Annotated in this window: 17 protein-coding genes and 1 other RNA gene; 15 read left to right on the plus strand and 3 right to left on the minus strand. The window is 44.1% G+C overall.

The features are described from left to right. Positions 1-69 precede the first annotated feature (69 nt). Positions 70-168 (plus strand): helix-turn-helix domain-containing protein, encoded by a 99-nt coding sequence (locus tag AS034_RS23435; protein WP_336433378.1) that lies wholly within the window; start codon positions 70-72, stop codon positions 166-168. A 251-nt stretch (positions 169-419) separates the two neighbouring features. Here the strand turns inward: AS034_RS23435 and AS034_RS18030 are convergent, their stop codons facing one another. Continuing rightward, a complete protein-coding gene (locus tag AS034_RS18030; RefSeq protein WP_058299638.1) occupies positions 420-2,339 on the minus strand; it encodes an ATP-dependent nuclease in 1,920 nt (639 codons plus the stop codon). Positions 2,340-2,778: 439 nt separating this feature from the next. On the opposite strand from AS034_RS18030, the gene rpoN reads away from it, so the two are divergent. From rpoN to ssrA, 13 genes are all read left to right on the plus strand, one after another. Continuing rightward, complete coding sequence (rpoN, locus tag AS034_RS18035) at positions 2,779-4,101, plus strand: RNA polymerase factor sigma-54 (protein ID WP_058299639.1); 1,323 nt, start codon at positions 2,779-2,781, stop codon at positions 4,099-4,101. A 349-nt stretch (positions 4,102-4,450) separates the two neighbouring features. Continuing rightward, entirely contained in the window at positions 4,451-4,696 is a 246-nt protein-coding gene (locus AS034_RS18040) for a glutaredoxin family protein (protein ID WP_058299640.1), read from the plus strand. Between the two features lie 227 nt (positions 4,697-4,923). Then, positions 4,924-5,946, plus strand: coding sequence for a sugar-binding transcriptional regulator (locus AS034_RS18045; protein ID WP_058299641.1), 1,023 nt, complete (start codon positions 4,924-4,926; stop codon positions 5,944-5,946). A gap of 55 nt (positions 5,947-6,001) precedes the next feature. Next, positions 6,002-7,009 carry a type I glyceraldehyde-3-phosphate dehydrogenase gene (gap, locus tag AS034_RS18050; protein WP_032086619.1) on the plus strand — a complete coding sequence of 336 codons (1,008 nt, stop codon included), beginning with the start codon at positions 6,002-6,004 and terminating at the stop codon, positions 7,007-7,009. A 177-nt stretch (positions 7,010-7,186) separates the two neighbouring features. After that, positions 7,187-8,371: a phosphoglycerate kinase gene (locus tag AS034_RS18055; protein ID WP_058299642.1), complete on the plus strand. Its 1,185-nt coding sequence runs from the start codon at positions 7,187-7,189 to the stop codon at positions 8,369-8,371. Positions 8,372-8,412: 41 nt separating this feature from the next. Then, positions 8,413-9,174: a triose-phosphate isomerase gene (gene tpiA, locus AS034_RS18060; RefSeq protein ID WP_032086617.1), complete on the plus strand. Its 762-nt coding sequence runs from the start codon at positions 8,413-8,415 to the stop codon at positions 9,172-9,174. Further along, a complete protein-coding gene (gene gpmI, locus AS034_RS18065) occupies positions 9,167-10,702 on the plus strand; it encodes a 2,3-bisphosphoglycerate-independent phosphoglycerate mutase (protein WP_032086616.1) in 1,536 nt (511 codons plus the stop codon). Before tpiA ends, gpmI begins: the two co-directional genes overlap by 8 nt. A gap of 224 nt (positions 10,703-10,926) precedes the next feature. Further along, on the plus strand, positions 10,927-12,219 hold the full coding sequence (eno, locus tag AS034_RS18070; protein WP_032086615.1) for a phosphopyruvate hydratase: 1,293 nt from the start codon (positions 10,927-10,929) through the stop codon (positions 12,217-12,219). 608 nt (positions 12,220-12,827) lie between these two features. Then, positions 12,828-13,055: a preprotein translocase subunit SecG gene (secG, locus tag AS034_RS18075; RefSeq protein ID WP_032086614.1), complete on the plus strand. Its 228-nt coding sequence runs from the start codon at positions 12,828-12,830 to the stop codon at positions 13,053-13,055. A gap of 463 nt (positions 13,056-13,518) precedes the next feature. Further along, on the plus strand, positions 13,519-14,265 hold the full coding sequence (locus tag AS034_RS18080) for an alpha/beta hydrolase (RefSeq protein WP_058299643.1): 747 nt from the start codon (positions 13,519-13,521) through the stop codon (positions 14,263-14,265). A gap of 27 nt (positions 14,266-14,292) precedes the next feature. Beyond that, a complete protein-coding gene (gene rnr, locus AS034_RS18085; protein WP_058299644.1) occupies positions 14,293-16,620 on the plus strand; it encodes a ribonuclease R in 2,328 nt (775 codons plus the stop codon). Positions 16,621-16,969: 349 nt separating this feature from the next. Beyond that, entirely contained in the window at positions 16,970-17,443 is a 474-nt protein-coding gene (gene smpB / locus AS034_RS18090) for an SsrA-binding protein SmpB (protein WP_058299645.1), read from the plus strand. A 139-nt stretch (positions 17,444-17,582) separates the two neighbouring features. Further along, positions 17,583-17,923, plus strand: a transfer-messenger RNA (tmRNA) gene (gene ssrA / locus AS034_RS22480). A 406-nt stretch (positions 17,924-18,329) separates the two neighbouring features. Here the strand turns inward: ssrA and AS034_RS18095 are convergent. Beyond that, positions 18,330-18,737, minus strand: coding sequence for an LAGLIDADG family homing endonuclease (locus AS034_RS18095; protein ID WP_058299646.1), 408 nt, complete (start codon positions 18,735-18,737; stop codon positions 18,330-18,332). Positions 18,738-19,017: 280 nt separating this feature from the next. Here AS034_RS18095 and AS034_RS18100 point away from each other — a divergent pair, with 280 nt between their 5' ends. Beyond that, complete coding sequence (locus AS034_RS18100; protein ID WP_058299647.1) at positions 19,018-19,668, plus strand: GntR family transcriptional regulator; 651 nt, start codon at positions 19,018-19,020, stop codon at positions 19,666-19,668. 53 nt (positions 19,669-19,721) lie between these two features. Here the strand turns inward: AS034_RS18100 and brnQ are convergent, their stop codons facing one another. Next, positions 19,722-21,080, minus strand: a complete 1,359-nt coding sequence (brnQ, locus tag AS034_RS18105; RefSeq protein WP_058299648.1) for a branched-chain amino acid transport system II carrier protein — start codon at positions 21,078-21,080, stop codon at positions 19,722-19,724. Positions 21,081-21,177 lie beyond the last annotated feature (97 nt).

Consider the following 21,177-nt stretch of genomic DNA (forward strand, 5'->3'; position numbering starts at 1 on the left):
AGCAGAAGGAAAGTATAAAGGACGAAAAAAAGTATCATCCCAGCCTTTGACAAGCATTATCAATGATATATGAATCGAGAACTATCGAAATCTCGACTTGCTAAAGAACTAGGAGTATCCAGACCTACATTAAATAAGTTAATAAAAGAACATCAACAATTAAGCTAATAAAGGGACTCCCCAAGGGTCTCTTTATTTGATTTTAACTAAGGGGGTCTATTTCCACGTATTTACTAATTTCTTTGTAAGGTTTTCATCCACACATCAAAAAAAGTTATTTTTAGAAGATCCTACTACCTTAAATCTATATTCGGGTGGGAAATTCAATTTATTGGGGAGAGAAATAAAATACCCTTATTCAAAGAAACATGAATAAAGGTAAATAGCAATCAGCTGTTAAAATCTCTTCATTAAGTAAATTATACTGCTTGGAATAAAGTGTTTAAACCTAAGGAATTAAACTTTTCTTCTCCAATAACAAATTTAAAGAACCTTAATAGTTTTTCTTGGTAGTTCTCGAAATCATCTGTGATAAGTTTAGTAGCCTTCCAAGGTTTATCATCATTCCATTCTTGCTCGAAAATATCACCTTCAAAATTCGGTTGATGGGTAAGACGGAATGTTTCGTCCCCGATTGCGTTTATAATATTTAAGTTGTTTCCTTCATTTAAATCTTGGTTATCAAGGTCGTGTATCAGGTAGGATTGTATACCAAAGTGAAGTAATACTTCATGGTAAGCTTTCTGAGTTAGTTTACCATTGCATGGAATTACTGAAACTTCCCTCAGTATCTTCTCAAGTTCATCCGAAATCTCTGGGCGAAGTTCCTGTATTTTATCCTTAATGGCTGTAATACTCGCAACTTCACAATCTCCCTCGACTAGAATTACCCTCTTGGCGAAGAATGCTTCGAGTGTAGTAGTGTTGAAGTTCAAAAGCATCCTCATTCTACTTCGTTTCTCTCTAGCAGTTTGCCCATTGAATATGTTTTCAGTAACCTGTCTAACCCTTGTTGAGAGGTTTTCATCTCTTTGCATGACTACTATTCCTTGATGTCTGTCCGCTAAGTCTATAAAGTTTTCTGAATGTGATGTGCAAACGACTTGTGCTAAAGGATGTTTTGAGATTTGGACTAAAGAATCACGCATTTTACGTTGGAGATGTGGATGAAGGTAAATTTCAGGTTCTTCCACTAAAAATAAAAAACTTCTTTTCCAAACATCAGTAGTTGCATCCGCTGCTACTTCCTCTAGGGTGTTTTGGGTTAGTTGTTCTGCCATGAGTTCTAATAGGGAAAGTATAAGCATCCTTTGCACTCCGTTGCCTTGTTGGCTAGGAAGAGTTAGTAGATCATTATGCTTAAGATAAATGTTTGAATTTAAATGTAATTTTTCCATTACCTCTGGTACGTCAAAGTCTACATTTGCTTCAATATCCATTAATCGTTTAAGTTTTCTACTCAGTTTATCCTCGAGATTTAGTACTTCTGTATGGCGTGTACCTTCATTGAAAATGTTCTTGAGGGAAGCGAGAGATGCCCTAAATTCTCGAATCTCCTGAGTCTGGTTTAAATGGTGTTCAAATAAGGCAGAAGTTATTTGATTTGCTGCTGATTTACTCTTGTTTGCGTCTGCTTCTTCATCTATCAATTTTACAGCAGGAACATAAATAACTTTTGGCATAATTGACCTAATGTTCGAAGAAAAACCGTTAGGATTTCTCATCCAATCAACTTCACCTTCAGAAACAAGGGTTGGATTATTTAGGTAAACATATTGTATAAAATCCTCTTTTTTAGATTTGGGGATAGTTCCTGTCGTTATTTGCTGTTCACGACAATAACTCTCATATTGATTATATAATGGTGTTGGAACACCGTTAAACATACCCGTATTCCAAGTCCTTTCCATGTCAAGCTCGGATATATATCGATTGGGAATGAAAACTTCAAAGGGAATTTCACTATCTTTGAGGTTAGGGGAAGACCAAATCCGCCGTATCCGTAATTCATTATTATAAATATACGGTTTAATAAACCTATTATTTCTATCAGCATGATTAAAGTCATCAAAAACCAATAATACTTCCATATTCATAGATGGATTCGTTGGCTCGTTTTTAAAAGGAAACATATCGATAGAAGGTGTATTAGGAGTATCTGTTTCAGGTAAAAATAACTTTAAAGCCTCTAGAAGTGATGACTTACCTATGTTGTTTTCTCCAATAATTGTGACAAAATCAGAAGCCCCTTCCCCATCTACTCTTGGAAAAGTTATGGTAGATGCCTCATCATGACCAAGATTCTTGAAATTTTTGATTGTAAAATCTTTTATCCTCATTGTATCCCTCCTAATATTCTAAGAATTAAAATTCGACAGAGAATCCCATAAACCTTCAAAATATCCAAAATTTGTGAAAAGAATGGATTTCAATTATGATCCTAGGAATCGTTGTGAAAAGAGAGAATTGAGGGAAACAATTGAGGGAAATATTGTTTGTTGTGTTCTCGTACATCCTTCATTGAAGAGAGTCAAACATATTAAAATATATTGAGCCAGAGATGATTCCATTTTAGCAACACTGAGGATTCTCTGCATAATTGGTAGAATTGTAGTTTATGTAAATGACAAGAATTCTTAGCATCTGAAGCATCCACGCAGTGGCGATTCATCTTTCATACTTCTACCACATAAAATGAATGTGAAGAAACCGTTACCAAACAATTCCCATTAACGAAACCCCCGATTTCATGTAAAATGAGGGGAGGAGGTTAGAAGGATGAATTTGAACACAGGATTATGGCAGAAACAACAACTAAAGCTTCAGATGACCCAAGAGCTAAAGCAGGCCATCACCATCCTCCAGTATTCCACGTTGGAACTGAATGCTTTCCTCGAAACAAAGGCATTGGAGAATCCCCTCATACAAATAGAAGACCCCATCACAGACATTCCCGTCCGGGGAGAGTCTTATCAATATAAAAGTAAACATGAGACCGATTTTACCGAGTTTCTATCAGTCTCAAAGAAAACGCTGGAGGAGCATCTTTTTCTTCAATTGAATTTGAAATCGTTTTCATGTCATGAGCTGAAAATCATGAAAGACTTGTTTTACAGCCTGGATGAAAACGGATATCTGCATATTGAAACGGAAGACTTCCTTTTCCGGCATGATCTGCAAACCGACCAGCTCCAATACTATATTGACAGTCTGCAAGAATTGGATCCTGCAGGCATAGGGGCCCGTTCCCTGCAGGAGTGCATTTCCCTCCAGTTAAAGCGAAGAGAGGCCGCAGAGCTTGCCCGAACGATCGTAGAAGAACATTTCGATGATTTTGCCGCGAAAAAATGGAAGGGGATTGCGAAGGATTTGGATGTCGACCTGAAGGAAATCCAGAAGGCCGCAGATCTCATCCGGGAGTGCAATCCACGTCCCGGTGCACTATACAACGACGGACCTTCTCATTACATCGTCCCTGAATTGGTCGTGAAAACATCGGGTGGGAATGAAGTCTCTGTTTCCCTTTTTGACGGGACGACTGTCAAGGTGATCTATAATGAAGAATACAAAGATTTCCTCGAGCATCACCCCGATAAGGAAACCGTACGTTACCTGAGGGAGAAGGACCAGGAATTCCAATGGCTACTTCAAAACCTGCAGCAGAGGAAACAGACGATTCTAAAAGTGGGTAAATTGATTGTCGAAAAGCAGAAATCATTCTTCCTCGAAGGGCCGGCCGGTCTGCAGCCGCTTACACTGAAGGAAGTGGCCGATGAAGCGGGAGTCCATGAATCGACGGTAAGCCGCGCGGTCAAGGGTAAGTATATGCAGACCCCCTATGGAATCTATGAAATGAAGTACTTCTTCAGTGCCGCCATCAAAACGCTGAGCTCAGAAGACTCCGGAGCGGCTTCATCCACTGCCATCAAAAATGAATTACAGCGCCTGGTGGATGAGGAAGATAAGAAAAAACCGCTTTCCGATCAGAAAATCGTCAATATGCTCATCGACAAAGGCTTTGATGTCTCGCGCCGGACGATCGCCAAATACCGTGACCAGCTGGGGATTTCTTCGTCTACGATGAGGAAGCGGTATGAATAGAATGAAATGAACCTTGCGTATAGACATTGTCGTAATAGGCTGGTGAATTTTGTTGGGATTCGGATAGTATGATGAAAACGGACAATCTTTTGAGAATACGGAAAAAAAGTTTAAAATACGGACATTTTTTCTTATATTCGGACGAAAAATCAAATTTGCCGACAATCTTACCAAAACCGACAAAATCCGTTGGCTTGGTCAACCGCCCAAGCCATTTGGACCTTACCATCATATATAGTAATATCAGTTGTACCAGGTATAAAGAACATGTTTTGTAACTGGTACAACTGACCAACAAAAGTACCACCCCTTAAATCATTCGCAAATCACTAAACGGAGGACCAAACCAATGAACCCAGTCATCTTCTACACCAGAAACCAATGCCATCTCTGCACCGATGCGAAACTGAACCTGAAACTCGTCCAGGACGACTTGGAATTCGAGATCATCGAGAAGGATATCGACGAGAGTGACGAGCTGACGGAGCGGTTCGGACTCATGATCCCTGTGGTGGAATATGACGGTGAAATCATTCAGTACGGGCAAATTGACTATTTTACACTGAGTAAACGTTTACATGAAAAAACTCAGTAGTTTCTAGTTGAAATGCGATTTCCATACTGATAGAATTGACGTTGAAAGCAGGGATGAATTTTTTTTGGAGGCAGTGGGACATAATATGTCTATGCGGGACTTTTAGAGTCCAACCGGACATAAGCCACATTTTTATCAACAACAATGGAAGGCTGCGTTTAATGCATATCCATTGTGGAATTACTATAAAGTGGCAGTCACTCACTCCATGTAAGGAGCTTTTACCGATGGAATCCATTATAGATATACAAAAGCGATTATTACCCGACCTGCTTGAAGTTATGCAAAAGAGGCATCAGATTCTCCGTTCGATTCAATTCTTACAGCCGGTCGGCCGCAGGAGCTTAGCGCAGAACCTCGGGCTGACGGAACGGGTGTTGAGAAGTGAAGTGGAATTCCTGAAGAATCAGGATCTCATCTCGATCAAGACGTCCGGGATGATCATGACCGAAGACGGCATGAAGCTCCTCGACAGGATTGAAAACATGATGAGAGAGATTTCAGGAATCAATGAAATGGAGAAAAGATTACAGTCTTTACTCAATCTTAATGAAACTGTCATCGTTCCTGGGAATAGTGATGAGTCTCCCTGGGTAAAAGAAGAATTGGGGCGTGCGTCTGCTTTTAGTATGAAACAGCGCCTTGAGGGGAATAATATCATCGCTGTGACCGGCGGTTCGACCATGGCGGCTGTCGCAGAAATGCTGACACCCGACTTTTCCGGATCCGACACGCTGTTTGTTCCTGCGCGCGGCGGAATCGGGGAAGATGTAAAGAACCAGGCCAACACGATCTGTGCAAAGATGGCAGAGCATACAGGGATGCGCCACCGCGTATTGTATGTTCCCGATCAGGTGAGTAAAGAAGTCTACAAATCCTTTTTGAAGGAACCGATGATCAAAGAGGTCTTGAATTTAATCAAGTCGGCGAACATGGTTCTTCATGGAATTGGAGATGCTATTACAATGGCTGAAAGACGCAAGACGTCACCGGATGATTTTGAAAAAATCACGGCGGGTCACGCTGTCGGTGAAGCGTTCGGCTACTATTTCGATGAGTCGGGGGAAGTGGTACATAAAGTGCCGACCATCGGACTCCAGCTTGAAGACCTGAAGCATATCAATCATGTGTTTGCGGTTGCCGGCGGCAGCTCGAAAGCGAAAGCGATCCGGGCATATTTAAAGAGTGCTCCCTCTTCAACCATCCTGATCACGGATGAAGGAGCAGCGAAAGAGCTTTTAAAAGGCTGAAGCCTTTTGAAATATAAAAATCATCCTTACACACACTAAAGGAGGAAATAATATTATGGCAACTAAAATTGGTATTAACGGATTTGGACGTATTGGACGTAACGTATTCCGTGCAGCACTTAAAAACGATAACGTAGAGGTAGTGGCAGTCAACGACTTGACTGATGCAAACATGCTTGCTCACCTTTTACAATATGATACAGTTCACGGAACTCTTGAAGAGAAAGTAACTGTTGACGGTGACACTCTTGTTATCGGCGATAAAAAAGTAAAAGTACTTGCTGAGCGCGATCCTGCTCAACTTGGCTGGGGCGACCTTGGTGTAGAAGTGGTTGTTGAATCAACTGGCCGTTTCACAAAGCGTGCAGACGCTGCGAAACACCTTGAAGCTGGTGCGAAGAAAGTCATCATCTCTGCTCCTGCAACAGATGAAGACATCACAGTTGTTATGGGTGTTAACGAAGACAAGTACGATGCAGAGAACCACAACGTGATCTCTAACGCATCTTGTACAACTAACTGCCTTGCTCCATTCGCGAAAGTCCTTAACGACAAGTTCGGAATCAAGCGTGGTATGATGACTACAATCCACTCTTACACAAACGATCAGCAAATCCTTGATCTTCCGCATAAAGACTACCGTCGTGCGCGTGCGGCAGCTGAGAACATCATCCCTACAACTACGGGTGCTGCGAAGGCTGTATCACTAGTTCTTCCTGAACTAAAAGGCAAATTGAACGGTGGAGCAGTACGTGTACCGACTCCAAACGTTTCTCTTGTTGACCTTGTTGCTGAACTAGACAAGAACGTTACTGCTGAAGATGTAAACGCAGCATTCAAAGAAGCTGCTGAAGGCGATCTTAAAGGAGTTCTTGCTTACAGCGAAGAGCCGTTAGTATCAACTGACTACAACGGAAGCCCTGCTTCTTCAACAATCGATGCATTATCTACTATGGTAATGGAAGACAACATGGTGAAAGTCATCTCTTGGTATGACAACGAGAGCGGATACTCTAACCGCGTAGTTGACCTTGTTGATTACATCGCTTCTAAAGGTCTTTAATCCGACATTAATGTAAATTGACATTATCAGCACGGTGAGGATGGATAAATTCTGTCCCACCCTCTATAATGGAAAGGGATGAAGGGGAGCGGGGAAGATTCCCCACTCCCTTTTTCTTGTTCCTATACTGAATTTTCTTTTCATTATGAAAAGAAACACAAAAGGAGGCCTTTTACGATGAATAAAAAATCAATCAAAGATGTTGATGTAAAAGGGAAACGCGTATTTTGCCGTGTCGACTTCAACGTACCAATGTCAGAAGGCAAAATCACGGATGAAACCCGTATCCAGGCTGCACTTCCAACAATCAAGTATCTTGTGGAAGGCGGAGCGAAAGTCATCCTGGCGAGTCACTTGGGCCGTCCTAAGGGTGAAGTGGTAGAAGAACTTCGTTTGACTCCGGTAGCGGAAAGACTTTCAGAGCTGCTTGGAAAGAACGTAGCTAAAGCGGACGAAGCATACGGAGAAAACGTACAAGCCAAAATCAGCGAAATGGCTGATGGTGATGTACTCGTTCTCGAAAACGTGCGTTTCTATGCCGGCGAAACAAAGAATGACCCTGAACTTGCAAAAGAATTCGCGGAGCTTGCAGATCTTTATGTGAACGATGCATTCGGTGCAGCCCACCGCGCGCACGCTTCAACTGAAGGTGTGGCAAAGCATATTCCGGCTGTCGCAGGATTATTGATGGAAAAAGAGCTTGAAGTACTTGGCAAAGCACTTTCAACTCCTGAGCGTCCATTCACTGCGATCATCGGCGGAGCGAAAGTCAAAGATAAAATCGGTGTCATCGATAACCTGTTAGATAAAGTGGACAACCTGATCATCGGAGGCGGACTTGCTTACACATTCGTGAAAGCACAGGGCCACGAAGTAGGGAAATCCCTTTTAGAAGAAGATAAAATAGACCTTGCAAAGCAATTCATGAAAAAAGCTGAAGAAAAAGGCGTTAAATTCCTTATGCCTGTCGATGTAGTCGTTGCTGATGACTTCTCAAACGACGCAAATACAAAAGAAGTGGATATCGATTCGATCCCGTCTGATTGGGAAGCACTTGATATCGGTCCTAAGACAAGGGAATTATTCCAAGCGACAATCCAGGATAGTAAGCTTGTCATCTGGAACGGACCTATGGGTGTATTCGAACTCGATGCATTTGCAAACGGAACAAAAGCCGTAGCTGAGGCGTTGGCCGATGCGACAGATACATACTCTGTCATCGGTGGCGGTGACTCTGCAGCAGCTGTCGAAAAATTCGGCTATGCTGACAAGATGAGTCATATCTCTACAGGCGGAGGCGCATCACTTGAGTTCATGGAAGGCAAAGAACTTCCAGGTGTTACAGCCCTTAACGATAAATAATTCAGCAAAAACATTATGATAGCCAAGAAAGGATGAGCACTATGCGTAAGCCGATCATTGCAGGAAACTGGAAAATGAACAAAACGGCATCAGAAGCAAAGACTTTCACTGAAGAAGTAAAAGGATTGGTTCCTGATACAGATAAAGTCGACTCTGTCATCTGTGCACCAGCTCTATTTTTAGAAAACCTGGTTGAACAGACAAAAGACAGCAAGGTGGCAATCGGTGCACAAACCATGCACTTCGAAGAAAACGGAGCTTTCACTGGCGAAGTGAGCCCTGTGGCTCTAGCAGACATAGGTGTTGAATATGTGATCATCGGCCACTCAGAGCGCCGTGAAATGTTCAATGAAACAGACGAGTCCGTAAACAAGAAAACTCTTGCTGCATTCAAACACAACCTGACTCCGATCGTGTGTGTCGGTGAAACATTGGAACAGCGTGAGAACAATGAAACGAAGGATCTTGTCGGATCTCAGGTGAAAAAGGCGCTTTCCGGTCTTACTGAAGATCAAGTCAAGAAGACAGTCATCGCTTACGAACCAATCTGGGCAATCGGAACTGGCAAATCTTCTACTTCAGAAGATGCCAACGAAGTATGCGCCCATATCCGTCAAGTTGTGGCAAGTGAATTCTCACAAGCTGCAGCAGATTCTGTACGCGTACAGTACGGCGGAAGCGTAAAGCCGAACAACATTAAAGAATATATGGCTCAATCCGACATCGATGGGGCTCTGGTAGGCGGCGCAAGCCTGGAACCTCAATCGTTCCTTCAGCTACTGGAGGCAGGTTCTCATGAGTAAGTCACCAACAGCTTTAATCATCTTAGACGGCTTCGCATGCCGTGACACAAACGAAGGAAATGCTGTTGCACAGGCAAAGAAACCGAACTTCGACCGCTTGTGGAAAAAGTACCCGCATAACCAGTTGACGGCTTCCGGTGAAGCGGTCGGTCTCCCTGAAGGACAGATGGGTAACTCCGAAGTCGGCCACCTGAACATCGGTGCAGGCCGCATCGTCTATCAAAGTCTGACACGCGTGAACCTGGCGATCCGTGAAGGGGAATTCGAAACGAATGCAACCTTCCTTGATGCCATCAACCACGTGAAAGAAAAAGGGACAGCCCTTCATATCTTCGGTCTTCTGTCAGACGGCGGCGTACACAGCCACATCGAACACTTATACGCACTCCTTGGCTTAGCGGCACAGGAAGGCGTAGAGAAAGTCTATGTGCATGCGTTCCTTGACGGACGCGACGTCGGTCCGCAGACAGCACCGAAATACATCGAAGAGGCAGAAGCGAAAATGAAGGAAATCGGCGTCGGCGAATTCGCCACGATTTCCGGACGCTATTACTCAATGGACCGTGACAAACGCTGGGAGCGTGTAGAAAAGTCCTACCGTGCGATGGTGTACGGTGAAGGACCTGATTACACAGATCCGATGCAGTTGATCAACGACTCATATGAAAAAGGAATCTACGATGAATTCGTTCTTCCTTCTGTCATTACAAAAGAAAATGGAGAGCCGGTTGCAACAATCAAGGACGAAGATGCAGTCATCTTCTACAACTTCCGTCCGGACCGTGCCATCCAGATTTCAAATACATTCACGAACGAAGATTTCCGCTACTTCGTACGCGGCGATAAGCATCCTAAGAATCTTCACTTCGTATGCCTGACAAAATTCAGTGAAACGGTGGACGGCTTCGTTGCCTTCAAACCGACGAATCTGGATAACACGCTGGGTGAAGTTCTGTCTCAAAACGGTTTGAAACAGCTTCGCATCGCCGAAACGGAAAAATATCCTCACGTCACGTTCTTCATGAGCGGCGGCCGTGAGAATGAATTCCCGGGCGAAAAGCGGATCCTGATCGATTCACCGAAAGTGGCAACCTATGACCTTCAGCCAGAGATGAGCGCCTATGAAGTGACAGATGCTCTGCTTGCCGAAATCGAAGCAGACAATCACGATGCGATCATCCTGAACTTTGCAAACCCTGACATGGTCGGCCACTCCGGAATGCTTGAACCGACGATCAAGGCAGTCGAAACAGTCGATGAATGCCTCGGCAAAATCATCGACCTGATCGAGAAAAAAGGCGGAACGGCCATCATCACAGCCGATCACGGTAACGCGGACGAAGTCCTTACCGAAGAAGGCAAGCCGATGACCGCCCACACAACCAACCCGGTTCCTGTCATCGTCACCAAAGAAGGAATCGAACTCCGCGACGGCGGTATCCTTGGGGATCTTGCTCCGACGATGCTTGATCTGCTGAATGTGGATCTTCCGAAGGAAATGACGGGGAAATCTTTGATTAAAAAATAAATTGTAGAAACAGTACTTTGCAGGGGCCAGCGGGTTCATATCCAGAGTTGATTGGAGCGGAAGGCACTCGACTATTGCGGGATATGCGGGACAGGTGAGACCCCGCAGGCGAAGCCAAGGAGGCTCACCGCCCGCCCCGCGGAAAGCGAGTGCTTGAAGCGTAAATCAACGGCCCTTTTTCGAAGAGTATGATAAAAACCCAACTATAAAGGAGAGTTATTTTTATGCCATTTATTACAGACGTATACGCACGTGAAGTACTAGATTCACGCGGTAACCCAACAATCGAAGTAGAAGTTTACACTCAATCAGGCGCTTTCGGACGCGCACTTGTTCCATCCGGAGCATCTACTGGTGAATACGAAGCAGTAGAACTTCGCGACGGCGACAAAGGCCGCTACCTTGGTAAAGGTGTTCAAAAAGCAGTCGACAACGTAAACAACGAAATCGCTGAAGAAATCATCGGTTACGACGTAACTGAACAAGTGGCGATCGACCAGGCGATGATCGCGCTTGACGGTACAGAAAACAAAGGTAAACTGGGTGCGAACGCAATCCTTGGTGTTTCCATGGCTGTTGCACGCGCAGCTGCTGACTTCTTCGGAGTGGAACTTTACCAATACCTTGGAGGATTCAACTCCAAGCAGCTTCCAGTTCCAATGATGAACATTGTCAACGGCGGAGAGCACGCTGACAACAACGTTGACATCCAGGAATTCATGATCATGCCTGTAGGAGCTCCTACTTTCAAAGAAGGACTTCGCATGGGTGCTGAAATCTTCCACAGCCTGAAGTCAGTTCTTAAATCTAAAGGCTACAACACGGCTGTAGGTGACGAAGGCGGATTCGCTCCTAACCTTAAGTCCAACGAAGAAGCACTTTCTACAATCATCGAAGCAATCGAAAATGCAGGCTACAAGCCAGGCGAAGAAGTTCTTCTTGCAATGGACGTAGCAGCTTCTGAAATCTACAACAAAGAAGACGGTAAATACCATCTTTCTGGTGAAGGCGTTGTTCGTACGTCTGCTGAAATGGTTGACTGGTATGCTGAAATGTGCGACAAATACCCAATCATCTCAATCGAAGACGGTCTTGACGAAAACGACTGGGAAGGTTTCAAACTTCTTACTGACCGCATCGGAAACAAAGTTCAGCTTGTTGGAGACGACTTGTTCGTAACAAACACAACGAAGCTTGAGCAAGGTATCGAGCAGGGTATCGGTAACTCCATCCTGATCAAAGTGAACCAAATCGGTACACTTACTGAAACATTCGATGCAATCGAAATGGCGAAGCGCGCAGGCTACACTGCAGTTATCTCCCACCGTTCTGGTGAAACAGAAGACAGCACAATCGCTGACATTGCAGTTGCGACAAATGCCGGCCAAATCAAAACAGGTGCACCATCACGTACAGACCGTGTAGCGAAATACAACCAATTGCTTCGTATCGAAGACCAATTGGCACACACTGCACAATACCTTGGTGTGAAAACTTTTTATAACGTTAAGCGCTAATTGAAGTTTTAATTAGTGAGGGCAGCCCCGTTGGTGACGGGGCTGTTTTTTTCTGTTATGGGGTGTCGCGTGGTGTGTGCTGCCGGACTGAGCGCTCGGTCGGGCAGGGGGGAGACTGATCAGCGGCTGTAGAAGCAGTTTATCTTCTGAATGCGTTCGTTTTACCTGTTTTTTATTAAAAATAGACAAATTAGTCTTTAAAAGAGTTGCCAAGGTGCAATACAGAGGTCATATATTTGATGGAATCTCCTTCTGCAACGGTTTTCATGCAACTTATCCAACTTTGCATTCCACATTTTGAATTTACGTGCAACTTTTACAAAATACGTTCCAGTTTTCTAAAATACGTGCAACTTTTCATTTTTATGCACCACTTAGAATCATTCTAATCTGCCAGCGAAGTACCATACCCGAAATGTCCAAAACCTTTATTTGTCTGTTTTTAACTGTCCCGATTCTAACAGATATATGTTTCATTCCGGCCCGAAAAAAATCCCACTCCTCCCAAACCCAACACTTTCCACAATTATGCGAATATTACCTTGTCCGTACCATGTCCCTATGGTAAACTAAGAATGTTGTAATGTTCGTATCAGGAGGTGGGACTCATGCACGCTTTATTAGTCACTTTGCTTATCATTGATTCAATTGCCCTTATCGCTTTGGTTTTACTTCAATCAGGTAAGAGTGCTGGACTTTCAGGGGCCATCTCTGGTGGTGCAGAACAGCTTTTCGGAAAACAGAAAGCACGCGGTATCGACTTGGTATTACACCGGATCACCATCGTGCTGGCGGTATTATTCTTTATTTTAACAACTGCAATCGTTGCGATATAATACAAAACCTGATCTCTAATAGGGTCAGGTTTTTTTATTTTTATCCCTATAATGCCGCTATTGATTTCCGTGCAAGACTTCGCTTTCCGCGGGTAGCCCGTGAGCCTCCTCGGCTTCGCCTCCGGGGTCTCACATAAGCTACATTTCCCGCAGGAGTCTTCGTCTTGCACTCCAATCAACCGCTGATAACGCGCTAAAATAAAAAGCGAAATATTGGATTGTAACCACAATCTTTGCTAAAAATAAAGAGTAAACCATTTAAACGATCGTTTAACTCATTGAACCCATACGCATCAAGGGTTCGCCAATCTTAATCAAACGTTTGTTTAAAAAAACAAACCGAAATCCCATTACATAAACAAATCTTTTAAACAATCGTTTAAACCGTTGTAGCCCGCCTCATCAACACTGGATGGAGTTAATCAAACGTTTGTTTAAATTCAGAGAAAAGGAGTCACACTATATGAAGACCGTTTTACCAAAGCCATTTACATTCGAAGCCGGCCCGAGAGCCGTTTTGCTGCTGCACGGATTCACCGGCAACTCGGCAGATGTGAGGATGCTCGGCCGCTATCTTGAAAAGAAAGGATACTCTTCACACGCACCTCATTATAAAGGACATGGTGTACCGCCTGAAGAGCTGGTTCATACAGGCCCTGAAGACTGGTGGCAGGATGTCATGAACGGATATCAGCATCTGAAGGATAAAGGCTACGAAGAAATCGCCGTTGCCGGACTGTCATTGGGTGGGGTATTTTCCTTGAAATTAGGTTACACTGTACCTGTAAAGGGTATTGTACCAATGTGTGCGCCTATGTATATAAAAAGTGAAGAAGTCATGTATAAAGGGGTCGTGGAATACGCCCGCGAATTTAAGAAATTTGAAGGAAAACAGGAAGATCAAATTGAAAAGGAAATAGAAGAGTTCAAGAAGACACCGATGAATACGTTGAAAGCTCTACAGGAACTGATTGCCGATGTACGCGGGAATGTCGACATGATCTATTCACCGACATTTGTCGTACAGGCAAGACATGATCATATGATTAATACCGATTCTGCCAACATTATTTATGATAACGTTGAATCGGACGAAAAGGACTTAAAATGGTACGAAGAATCGGGTCATGTCATTACACTGGATAAGGAAAAAGAGCAGCTTCATGAAGATGTGTACAATTTCCTTGAAAAATTGGATTGGACTGTTTAATGAATAGCAAGAGCAGGAGGGAATGTCATGGACGAAAATATTAAAGAGCATGTGGATAAACTCCTTTCCTACATGAGAGATGAGGCCTATAAGCCGCTGACGGTACAGGAGTTGGAGGAAGCATTCGGAATCGAGGGCTCCACCAATTTCAAGGATTTTGTAAAGGCGCTTGTCGTGATGGAAGAGAAGGGTCTTGTGGTGCGTACCCGCAGCAACCGGTATGGGCTGCCGGAAAAAATGAATCTGGTAAGAGGAAAGGTTTCCGCCCATGCGAAAGGATTCGCTTTCGTCATACCTGAGGAATCGGGCATGGATGATATCTTCATCCCTCCGAATGAAACAAACAACGCGATGCACGGGGACATCGTCCTTGTACGTGTGTCATCGAACTCGTCGGGTTCAAGACGGGAAGGGACCATCGTCCGGATCGTGGAACGCGGTGTCGATCAGATGGTCGGTACGTTCACTCAAAGCAAACACTTTGGATTCGTCATCCCTGATGATAAGAAGTTTGCAAGCGACGTCTTTATCCCTAAGTCCGCCCAAAAGGGAGCTATCGAGGGACATAAGGTTGTCGTGAAGCTAACGGCTTATCCTGAAGGCCGGAAGAGTGCAGAAGGGGAAGTAGTTGAAATCCTCGGTCATAAAAATGATCCCGGCGTCGATATCCTGTCGATCATTCATAAACACGGCATCACGGTCGAGTTTCCTGAAGAAGTGATGGAACAGGCAAATAATGTACCCGATACGATCGACGAATCCGAGATTCCGAATAGAAGGGACCTGCGTGACCAGACGATCGTTACGATTGACGGAGCGGATGCAAAGGACCTTGATGATGCGGTCACGGTGACAAAGCTCGACAACGGCAACTACAAGCTTGGAGTACATATCGCCGATGTCACCTACTATGTAAAAGAAAGCTCTCCTATCGATCAGGAAGCATTTGACCGCGGAACGAGTGTATACCTGGTAGACCGGGTCATCCCGATGATCCCGCACCGACTCTCAAACGGAATCTGTTCATTGAATCCGCAGGTGGACCGTTTGACACTTTCCTGTGACATGGAAATCTCACCGGATGGGGATGTCGTCAAACACGAAATCTTCCAGAGTGTGATCAAGACGACGGAAAGAATGACGTACTCTGATGTAAATAAAATTCTTGTCGACAAAGACGAAGAGCTCCGCAAGCATTATGAGCCGCTAGTGCCGATGTTCGAGCAGATGGAAGACCTTGCCCAGATCCTCCGTACAAAACGGATGAAGCGGGGCGCGATCGACTTTGATTTTAAAGAAGCAAAAGTCCTTGTCGATGATGAAGGTGAACCGACGGATGTCGTCCTTCGTGAACGTTCAGTTGCGGAAAAGCTGATCGAAGAATTCATGCTCGTCGCCAACGAAACGGTGGCGGAACATTTCCACTGGATGGAAGTACCGTTCATTTACCGAATCCACGAAGATCCGAAAGAAGACAAGCTGCAGCGTTTCTTCGAGTTCATCACGAACTTCGGATTGATTGTAAAAGGCACAGCCAATACCGTACACCCTCGTGCCCTTCAGGAAATCATTGAAGACGTACAGGGTAAATCGGAAGAAATGGTTGTTTCCACGATGATGCTTCGTTCGATGCAACAGGCGAAATACGATCCTGAGAGCCTTGGTCACTTTGGACTGGCGACAGAGTTCTACACTCATTTCACATCGCCGATCCGCCGTTACCCTGACCTGATCGTCCATCGTCTGATCAGAACGTACCTGATTGAAGGGAAAATTGATCAAGCGACCCGCGATAAATGGGGAGCTCAAATGGGCAATATCGCTCAGCATACTTCAAGCCGCGAGCGCCGTGCCGTTGACGCAGAGCGCGAAACGGATGAACTGAAAAAAGCAGAGTACATGGAAGACAAGGTAGGGGAAGAGTACGACGGGATCATCTCTTCTGTCACGAACTTCGGTATGTTCGTCGAACTGCCTAACACGATCGAAGGTCTGGTCCATGTCAGCTACATGACAGACGATTACTACCGATTCGACGAACGGCACCTTGCCATGATCGGCGAGCGGACAGGCAACGTCTTCCGCATAGGTGACGAAATCACGATCCGCGTCGTCAGCGTCAACAAAGACGAACGCGCCATCGACTTCGAAATCGTCGGCATGAAAAACAACCGCAGGGAACGGCCGGCCGAATCCCGCACCTTCCGCTCAGACAGCGGAAAAGGAAAATCCCCGTCACGCAAAAAAGACGACGGAGAATGGTCAACCCGACCACCCAAAAACAACAAAAAGAAAAAGAAAAACAAAAAACACTACGAAAACGCCCCAAGAAGCAAACGTAAAAAGAAGAAATAGGCTGTTTTTGTAATAGATATGCTTTTCTATTTTTAAATGAAAAGGTTTAGCCAATGCAGATTTGGGATATTAAGATAGCTGTCCGTTCCAGCGATTGATTGGAGTGCAAGCCGAAGACTCCTGCGGGAAAAGCGGTGCTGGTGAGACCCCGCAGGCAAAGCCGAGGAGGCTCACCGCCCGCGGAAAGCGAAGGCTTGCACGGAAATCATTAGCGGTATTTAGGACAGAATTATATATTTCGCATAGCTGGGAGCAAAGCTAATCCTTTGCTCCTTTCCTTTTCATACAAATCCTCACTAAAATATGAGATAATAAAAAGCACGACAGAAAGAGAAAAGAGGGGATCCACATGCCAAAGGGAGAAGGCAAACTCATTGCCCAAAACAAAAAAGCACGCCATGACTTCACAGTCGAAGAAACATACGAAGCGGGACTCGTCCTCCAGGGAACCGAAATCAAAGCCATCCGTGCCGGACGCGTGAACCTGAAGGATTCATTCGCACGCATCAGAAACGGCGAAGTCTTCGTTCACCACATGCACATCAGCCCGTATGAACAGGGAAACCGCTACAACCACGAACCGCTTAGGACACGCAAGCTCCTTCTGCACAAAAAGCAAATCAGTAAGCTGATCGGCGAAACGAAGGAAGCAGGCTACTCGCTCGTACCATTGAAACTCTATATTAAAAATGGTGTAGCAAAACTTCTTATCGGCCTTGCCAAAGGTAAGAAGAAGTATGATAAGCGTGAAGATCTGAAACGCAAAGAAGCAAATCGTTCTATCCAGCGTGAATTGGCACAAAGACAAAAGGGAATGTACTGATTTCCGAAATCTTACAATTGCATTCTGCTGTAGATTTGTTATAATAATAGATGTCGCAAGGTAATCAAGCGACTGCAAGAACAATTGAATAAGTGACCAGATTGAACTTATTCTCTCCCGTTCTTCCCTTTGGGGACGTTACGGATTCGACAGGGATAGTTCGAGCTTGGGTCGCGAGCCGTAGGGATCGTCTACGTTAAAACGTCAAAGCCAATAATAACTGGCAAATCAAACAATAACCTAGCTTTAGCAGCGTAATAGCGCTTTAGCTGTTCCTCCCTCCATCGCCTATGTGGTAGGGTAAGGGACTCACTCTTAGTAGGCTACGCCGGATTCCACCGTCTGAGGATGAAGGAAGAGATTAATCAGACTAGCTGCATGGACGCCCGTCGATAGGCAGAAATTGCAGTGAACTCGCGAATATATCGACTACGCTCGTAGACGCCTAAGTGCCGATGTTTCTGGACGTGGGTTCGATTAGTAATTAGTCGCCTTATGTGGCAACACATAAGTGAAAATTTGGCTTTATCGGTGAAACCTAAGTCACACACAGTGTGATATGGCAATGCCGAGCGGTATGTGGAGTAATCCAACAGCCGTGTATCGACTTATAGGCTGCCATCCTGGCAGTACTAGGATGCGGGATCCTGTCTGACATCAGATAAAATCTATATTCCGCATAATACGCCAAAGGACCTCTGCTACACAGGTTCAAGATATAGTCAGTGCCATGTCGAAAGCATGGAAGTGCACGTCCCACCGTCTCCACCAAATACATATTTGGTGGTTTTTATTTTGTCTTAATTTTTATAAGTTATGATTAATAAAATTCTAATCAGGCTCTCTTGAGGTTGGTCTTTTTTTAAAAACACCAACTTATAAATACTTATAAATTGAAAAACCCTTCTTCAAAATCCATTTTGCGTTTTAAACACTCCTTACTGTACTTTCCATTTCGCTTTGTAACTTTGTTATAGTGCTCAAGAATCCAGGCTGCCCGCTTTTTCTTTTTTTCTACCCTTAAATAGGGTGTCACTTCTTTTAGAATATTTAGGACATTATTTTTATTCTTTATTGTAAACGAGTATGAGTTTAAATGTCTGGAAGGGTTATAGTTCTTCTTTTTGGAGATATGACCGGTGGTTAATTTTTGGATGTATTCAAGAAGTTCTAAATCTGTGGACGCAATCGAAATACACGGTCTCCTATGTTCATTTTCATGGATGCGGGTAAGTGTTATGGATCCTTCTCCATCGATAATACCTGCTAAATAGGCAGCTTCCCAATCCTTCAAATTTATCATCCCCTGTCTTCTCTACTTACATCACTTTTCCCTAAAATAGAAGATAGTGAACCTATTTTGGGACAGGTTTATTTTTTTGATTACTTTAGCTTGCAGAGGTAAATCGATGTGAAACTCTAAAATTTTTACAAGTCCCCCTTCACCAATATCGTGAAGGTCTGGCACTCATTTTTTAAAGGAAATGACCTAATAATATATTGCATATTTCAATAAAGTCTTTTTTCCTGTATAATTTTTCATACCAAATGAATTTCCAGAAAGGCTGATTTCTATGCCCATACCAACAAACCATTCAAAACCCGTGCGCCAATCTGCCAAGGAAAATGCGTTCAACCAGATCCAGGAGTGGATCATTGATGGAACTTTGAGTCCTGGCGAAAAATTGAATGATACTGAACTTGCGAATGCATTAGGAAGCAGCAGGACGCCGATACGTGAATCGCTGCAACTTCTGGAAGTGCAGGGGTTTGTCAAAATGTACCCTGGTAAGAGTACGGAAGTCACAGAAATCGAACGTGAAGCAATCAAGGATCTGCTCCCTCCTTTGGCAGCCTTGCAGGCTTTGTCCGCTGAACTGGCAATCGGTCAGATAACAGAGGAGCAGCTGAAACAGCTCGAAGATATCAATGAACATTTCGCAAAGTTGATTCATTCAAATAATGCCTACGCTGCCTTAAAAGTGGATGAAGAATTTCACCAGGTCATTATTGAAATAACCAAAAATACATATATCAAAAACATGGTAAAATCCTTGCAGGCACATGTTCGAAGGCATTTTTTCCATGATTCCATTATTTTAACCGAAAGATCCATCGAGGAACATAAAGCCATTATTACCGCCATGAAAAATGGTGAAAAGGATAAGGCAGCAGCCATCATGAAAGATAACTGGCTCGGTACACTGGAGGACTTTCAAGCATAGACAAATGAAAAGCCGGCCCCGCACATGTGGAGGCCGGCTTTTTCCTATGTTCTTTAAGCATGAACCGGGGCTTTTCTTTGGAAGTGACTGATGAAACCGGTAACGATAATCACGGCAATAGCCGGCAATAGCCACCCAAGCCCTTGATTGTACAGTGGCAATGTCTGTTCATAGAAAACGACAATTGGCTGCATCCAGCTGAAATACTCAATTCCAAATGAGTCGCAGAACGACTTGAGACCATCAAAGATACTGATTAAAAATGTAACCGCGATGGTGGAACTGTAAACAATCGTTGCGTGACTAAACAATGGAGACAGAAATGTCAGGATGATCAGCACAATCGCCAGTGGATATAAGAACATCAGGACCGGTATAGAGTAGGAGATGATATTTGCCAATCCAAAGTTCGCAATCACGAAGGTAATTGTGGCAAAAAAGACTACAAGTTTCTGATAACTGATCTTCGGGAACAACGTATGAAAATATTCGGCATTGGCCACTGTCAATCCGATCGCCGTTGTCAGACATGCCAATATGATGGCAATCGCAAGCATAACAGAACCAAGTATGCCGAAGTAGTGGGAGGCAGCGTTACTCAAAATCGGTCCGCCGGTTTCAAAGGTTCCATAAACCTGTGTACTTGTTGCCCCTAGATAAGCAATTCCAACATAAATTACAGCGAGCAGGAATATGGCAATACTGCCTGCTTTAACAGTTGCTCTGAGAATATCGGTATTCGAAGTTACGCCCATTGCACGGATCGCGTTTATCACGATAATACCAAATACCAATGATGCAAGAGCATCCATGGTATTATAACCTTCCAGAAAACCAGTGATAAATGAGCCATTCGTATAAGCAGCTTCCTGCGGTGCTTCCATGCCTCCCATCGGATTGGCTATTGCAGCCGTAAGAAGAACGGCAAGCATGACCACAAGTCCGGGTGCCAAAAACTTGCCGACATTATCAACAAGTTTGGCTGGTTTCAGTGAGAACAAGAGAACCACACCAAAAAATAGTAAGGTGAAAATAAAGAGTCCCATTTGCTGTGAAGACTCATTTATAAAAGGAGCTATTCCCACCTCGTACGCAACGGTACCCGTGCGAGGAGATGCGAAGAACGGCCCGATGGTCAGATAAAGCAGTGACGTGAAACCCACCGCATAAACCGGGTGTACACGGCTTGAAAGTTCCTGAAGGTTACGGCTCCCAGAGAAACTCATTGCGATGATTCCGAGCAGCGGAAGTCCCACTCCTGTAATTAAAAACCCAATGATGGACGGCCAGAGATTGGTTCCTGCATTTTGACCCAGCTGTGCCGGGAAGATCAGGTTTCCAGCGCCGAAAAATAATGCGAAAAGCATGACACCAATGGTTGCGTATGATGAAAAAGTCAATTTTCCCTTCATGAAGTATGCCTCCTATGATGAAATATTTAAGAATAATAATTTCGATATGCAATATATCACTGGAAACTATCATACTCCCCTGATATGCATAATGCAA

Origin of the sequence: [Bacillus] enclensis (assembly GCF_001456935.1) — a bacterium.
GTDB lineage: Bacteria > Bacillota > Bacilli > Bacillales > Bacillaceae_B > Rossellomorea > Rossellomorea enclensis.

Bases quoted from the DNA above. Each gene is read 5' to 3' on its own strand.
- brnQ (WP_058299648.1), bottom strand. From the start codon at position 21,080: ATGAAGGGAAAATTGACTTTTTCATCATACGCAACCATTGGTGTCATG.
- smpB (WP_058299645.1), top strand. From the start codon at position 16,970: ATGCCAAAGGGAGAAGGCAAACTCATTGCCCAAAACAAAAAAGCACGC.
- AS034_RS18045 (WP_058299641.1), top strand. From the start codon at position 4,924: ATGGAATCCATTATAGATATACAAAAGCGATTATTACCCGACCTGCTT.
- AS034_RS18100 (WP_058299647.1), top strand. From the start codon at position 19,018: ATGCCCATACCAACAAACCATTCAAAACCCGTGCGCCAATCTGCCAAG.
- AS034_RS23435 (WP_336433378.1), top strand. From the start codon at position 70: ATGAATCGAGAACTATCGAAATCTCGACTTGCTAAAGAACTAGGAGTA.
- gap (WP_032086619.1), top strand. From the start codon at position 6,002: ATGGCAACTAAAATTGGTATTAACGGATTTGGACGTATTGGACGTAAC.
- tpiA (WP_032086617.1), top strand. From the start codon at position 8,413: ATGCGTAAGCCGATCATTGCAGGAAACTGGAAAATGAACAAAACGGCA.
- AS034_RS18080 (WP_058299643.1), top strand. From the start codon at position 13,519: ATGAAGACCGTTTTACCAAAGCCATTTACATTCGAAGCCGGCCCGAGA.
- eno (WP_032086615.1), top strand. From the start codon at position 10,927: ATGCCATTTATTACAGACGTATACGCACGTGAAGTACTAGATTCACGC.
- AS034_RS18055 (WP_058299642.1), top strand. From the start codon at position 7,187: ATGAATAAAAAATCAATCAAAGATGTTGATGTAAAAGGGAAACGCGTA.
- AS034_RS18040 (WP_058299640.1), top strand. From the start codon at position 4,451: ATGAACCCAGTCATCTTCTACACCAGAAACCAATGCCATCTCTGCACC.
- rnr (WP_058299644.1), top strand. From the start codon at position 14,293: ATGGACGAAAATATTAAAGAGCATGTGGATAAACTCCTTTCCTACATG.
- secG (WP_032086614.1), top strand. From the start codon at position 12,828: ATGCACGCTTTATTAGTCACTTTGCTTATCATTGATTCAATTGCCCTT.
- gpmI (WP_032086616.1), top strand. From the start codon at position 9,167: ATGAGTAAGTCACCAACAGCTTTAATCATCTTAGACGGCTTCGCATGC.
- AS034_RS18030 (WP_058299638.1), bottom strand. From the start codon at position 2,339: ATGAGGATAAAAGATTTTACAATCAAAAATTTCAAGAATCTTGGTCAT.
- rpoN (WP_058299639.1), top strand. From the start codon at position 2,779: ATGAATTTGAACACAGGATTATGGCAGAAACAACAACTAAAGCTTCAG.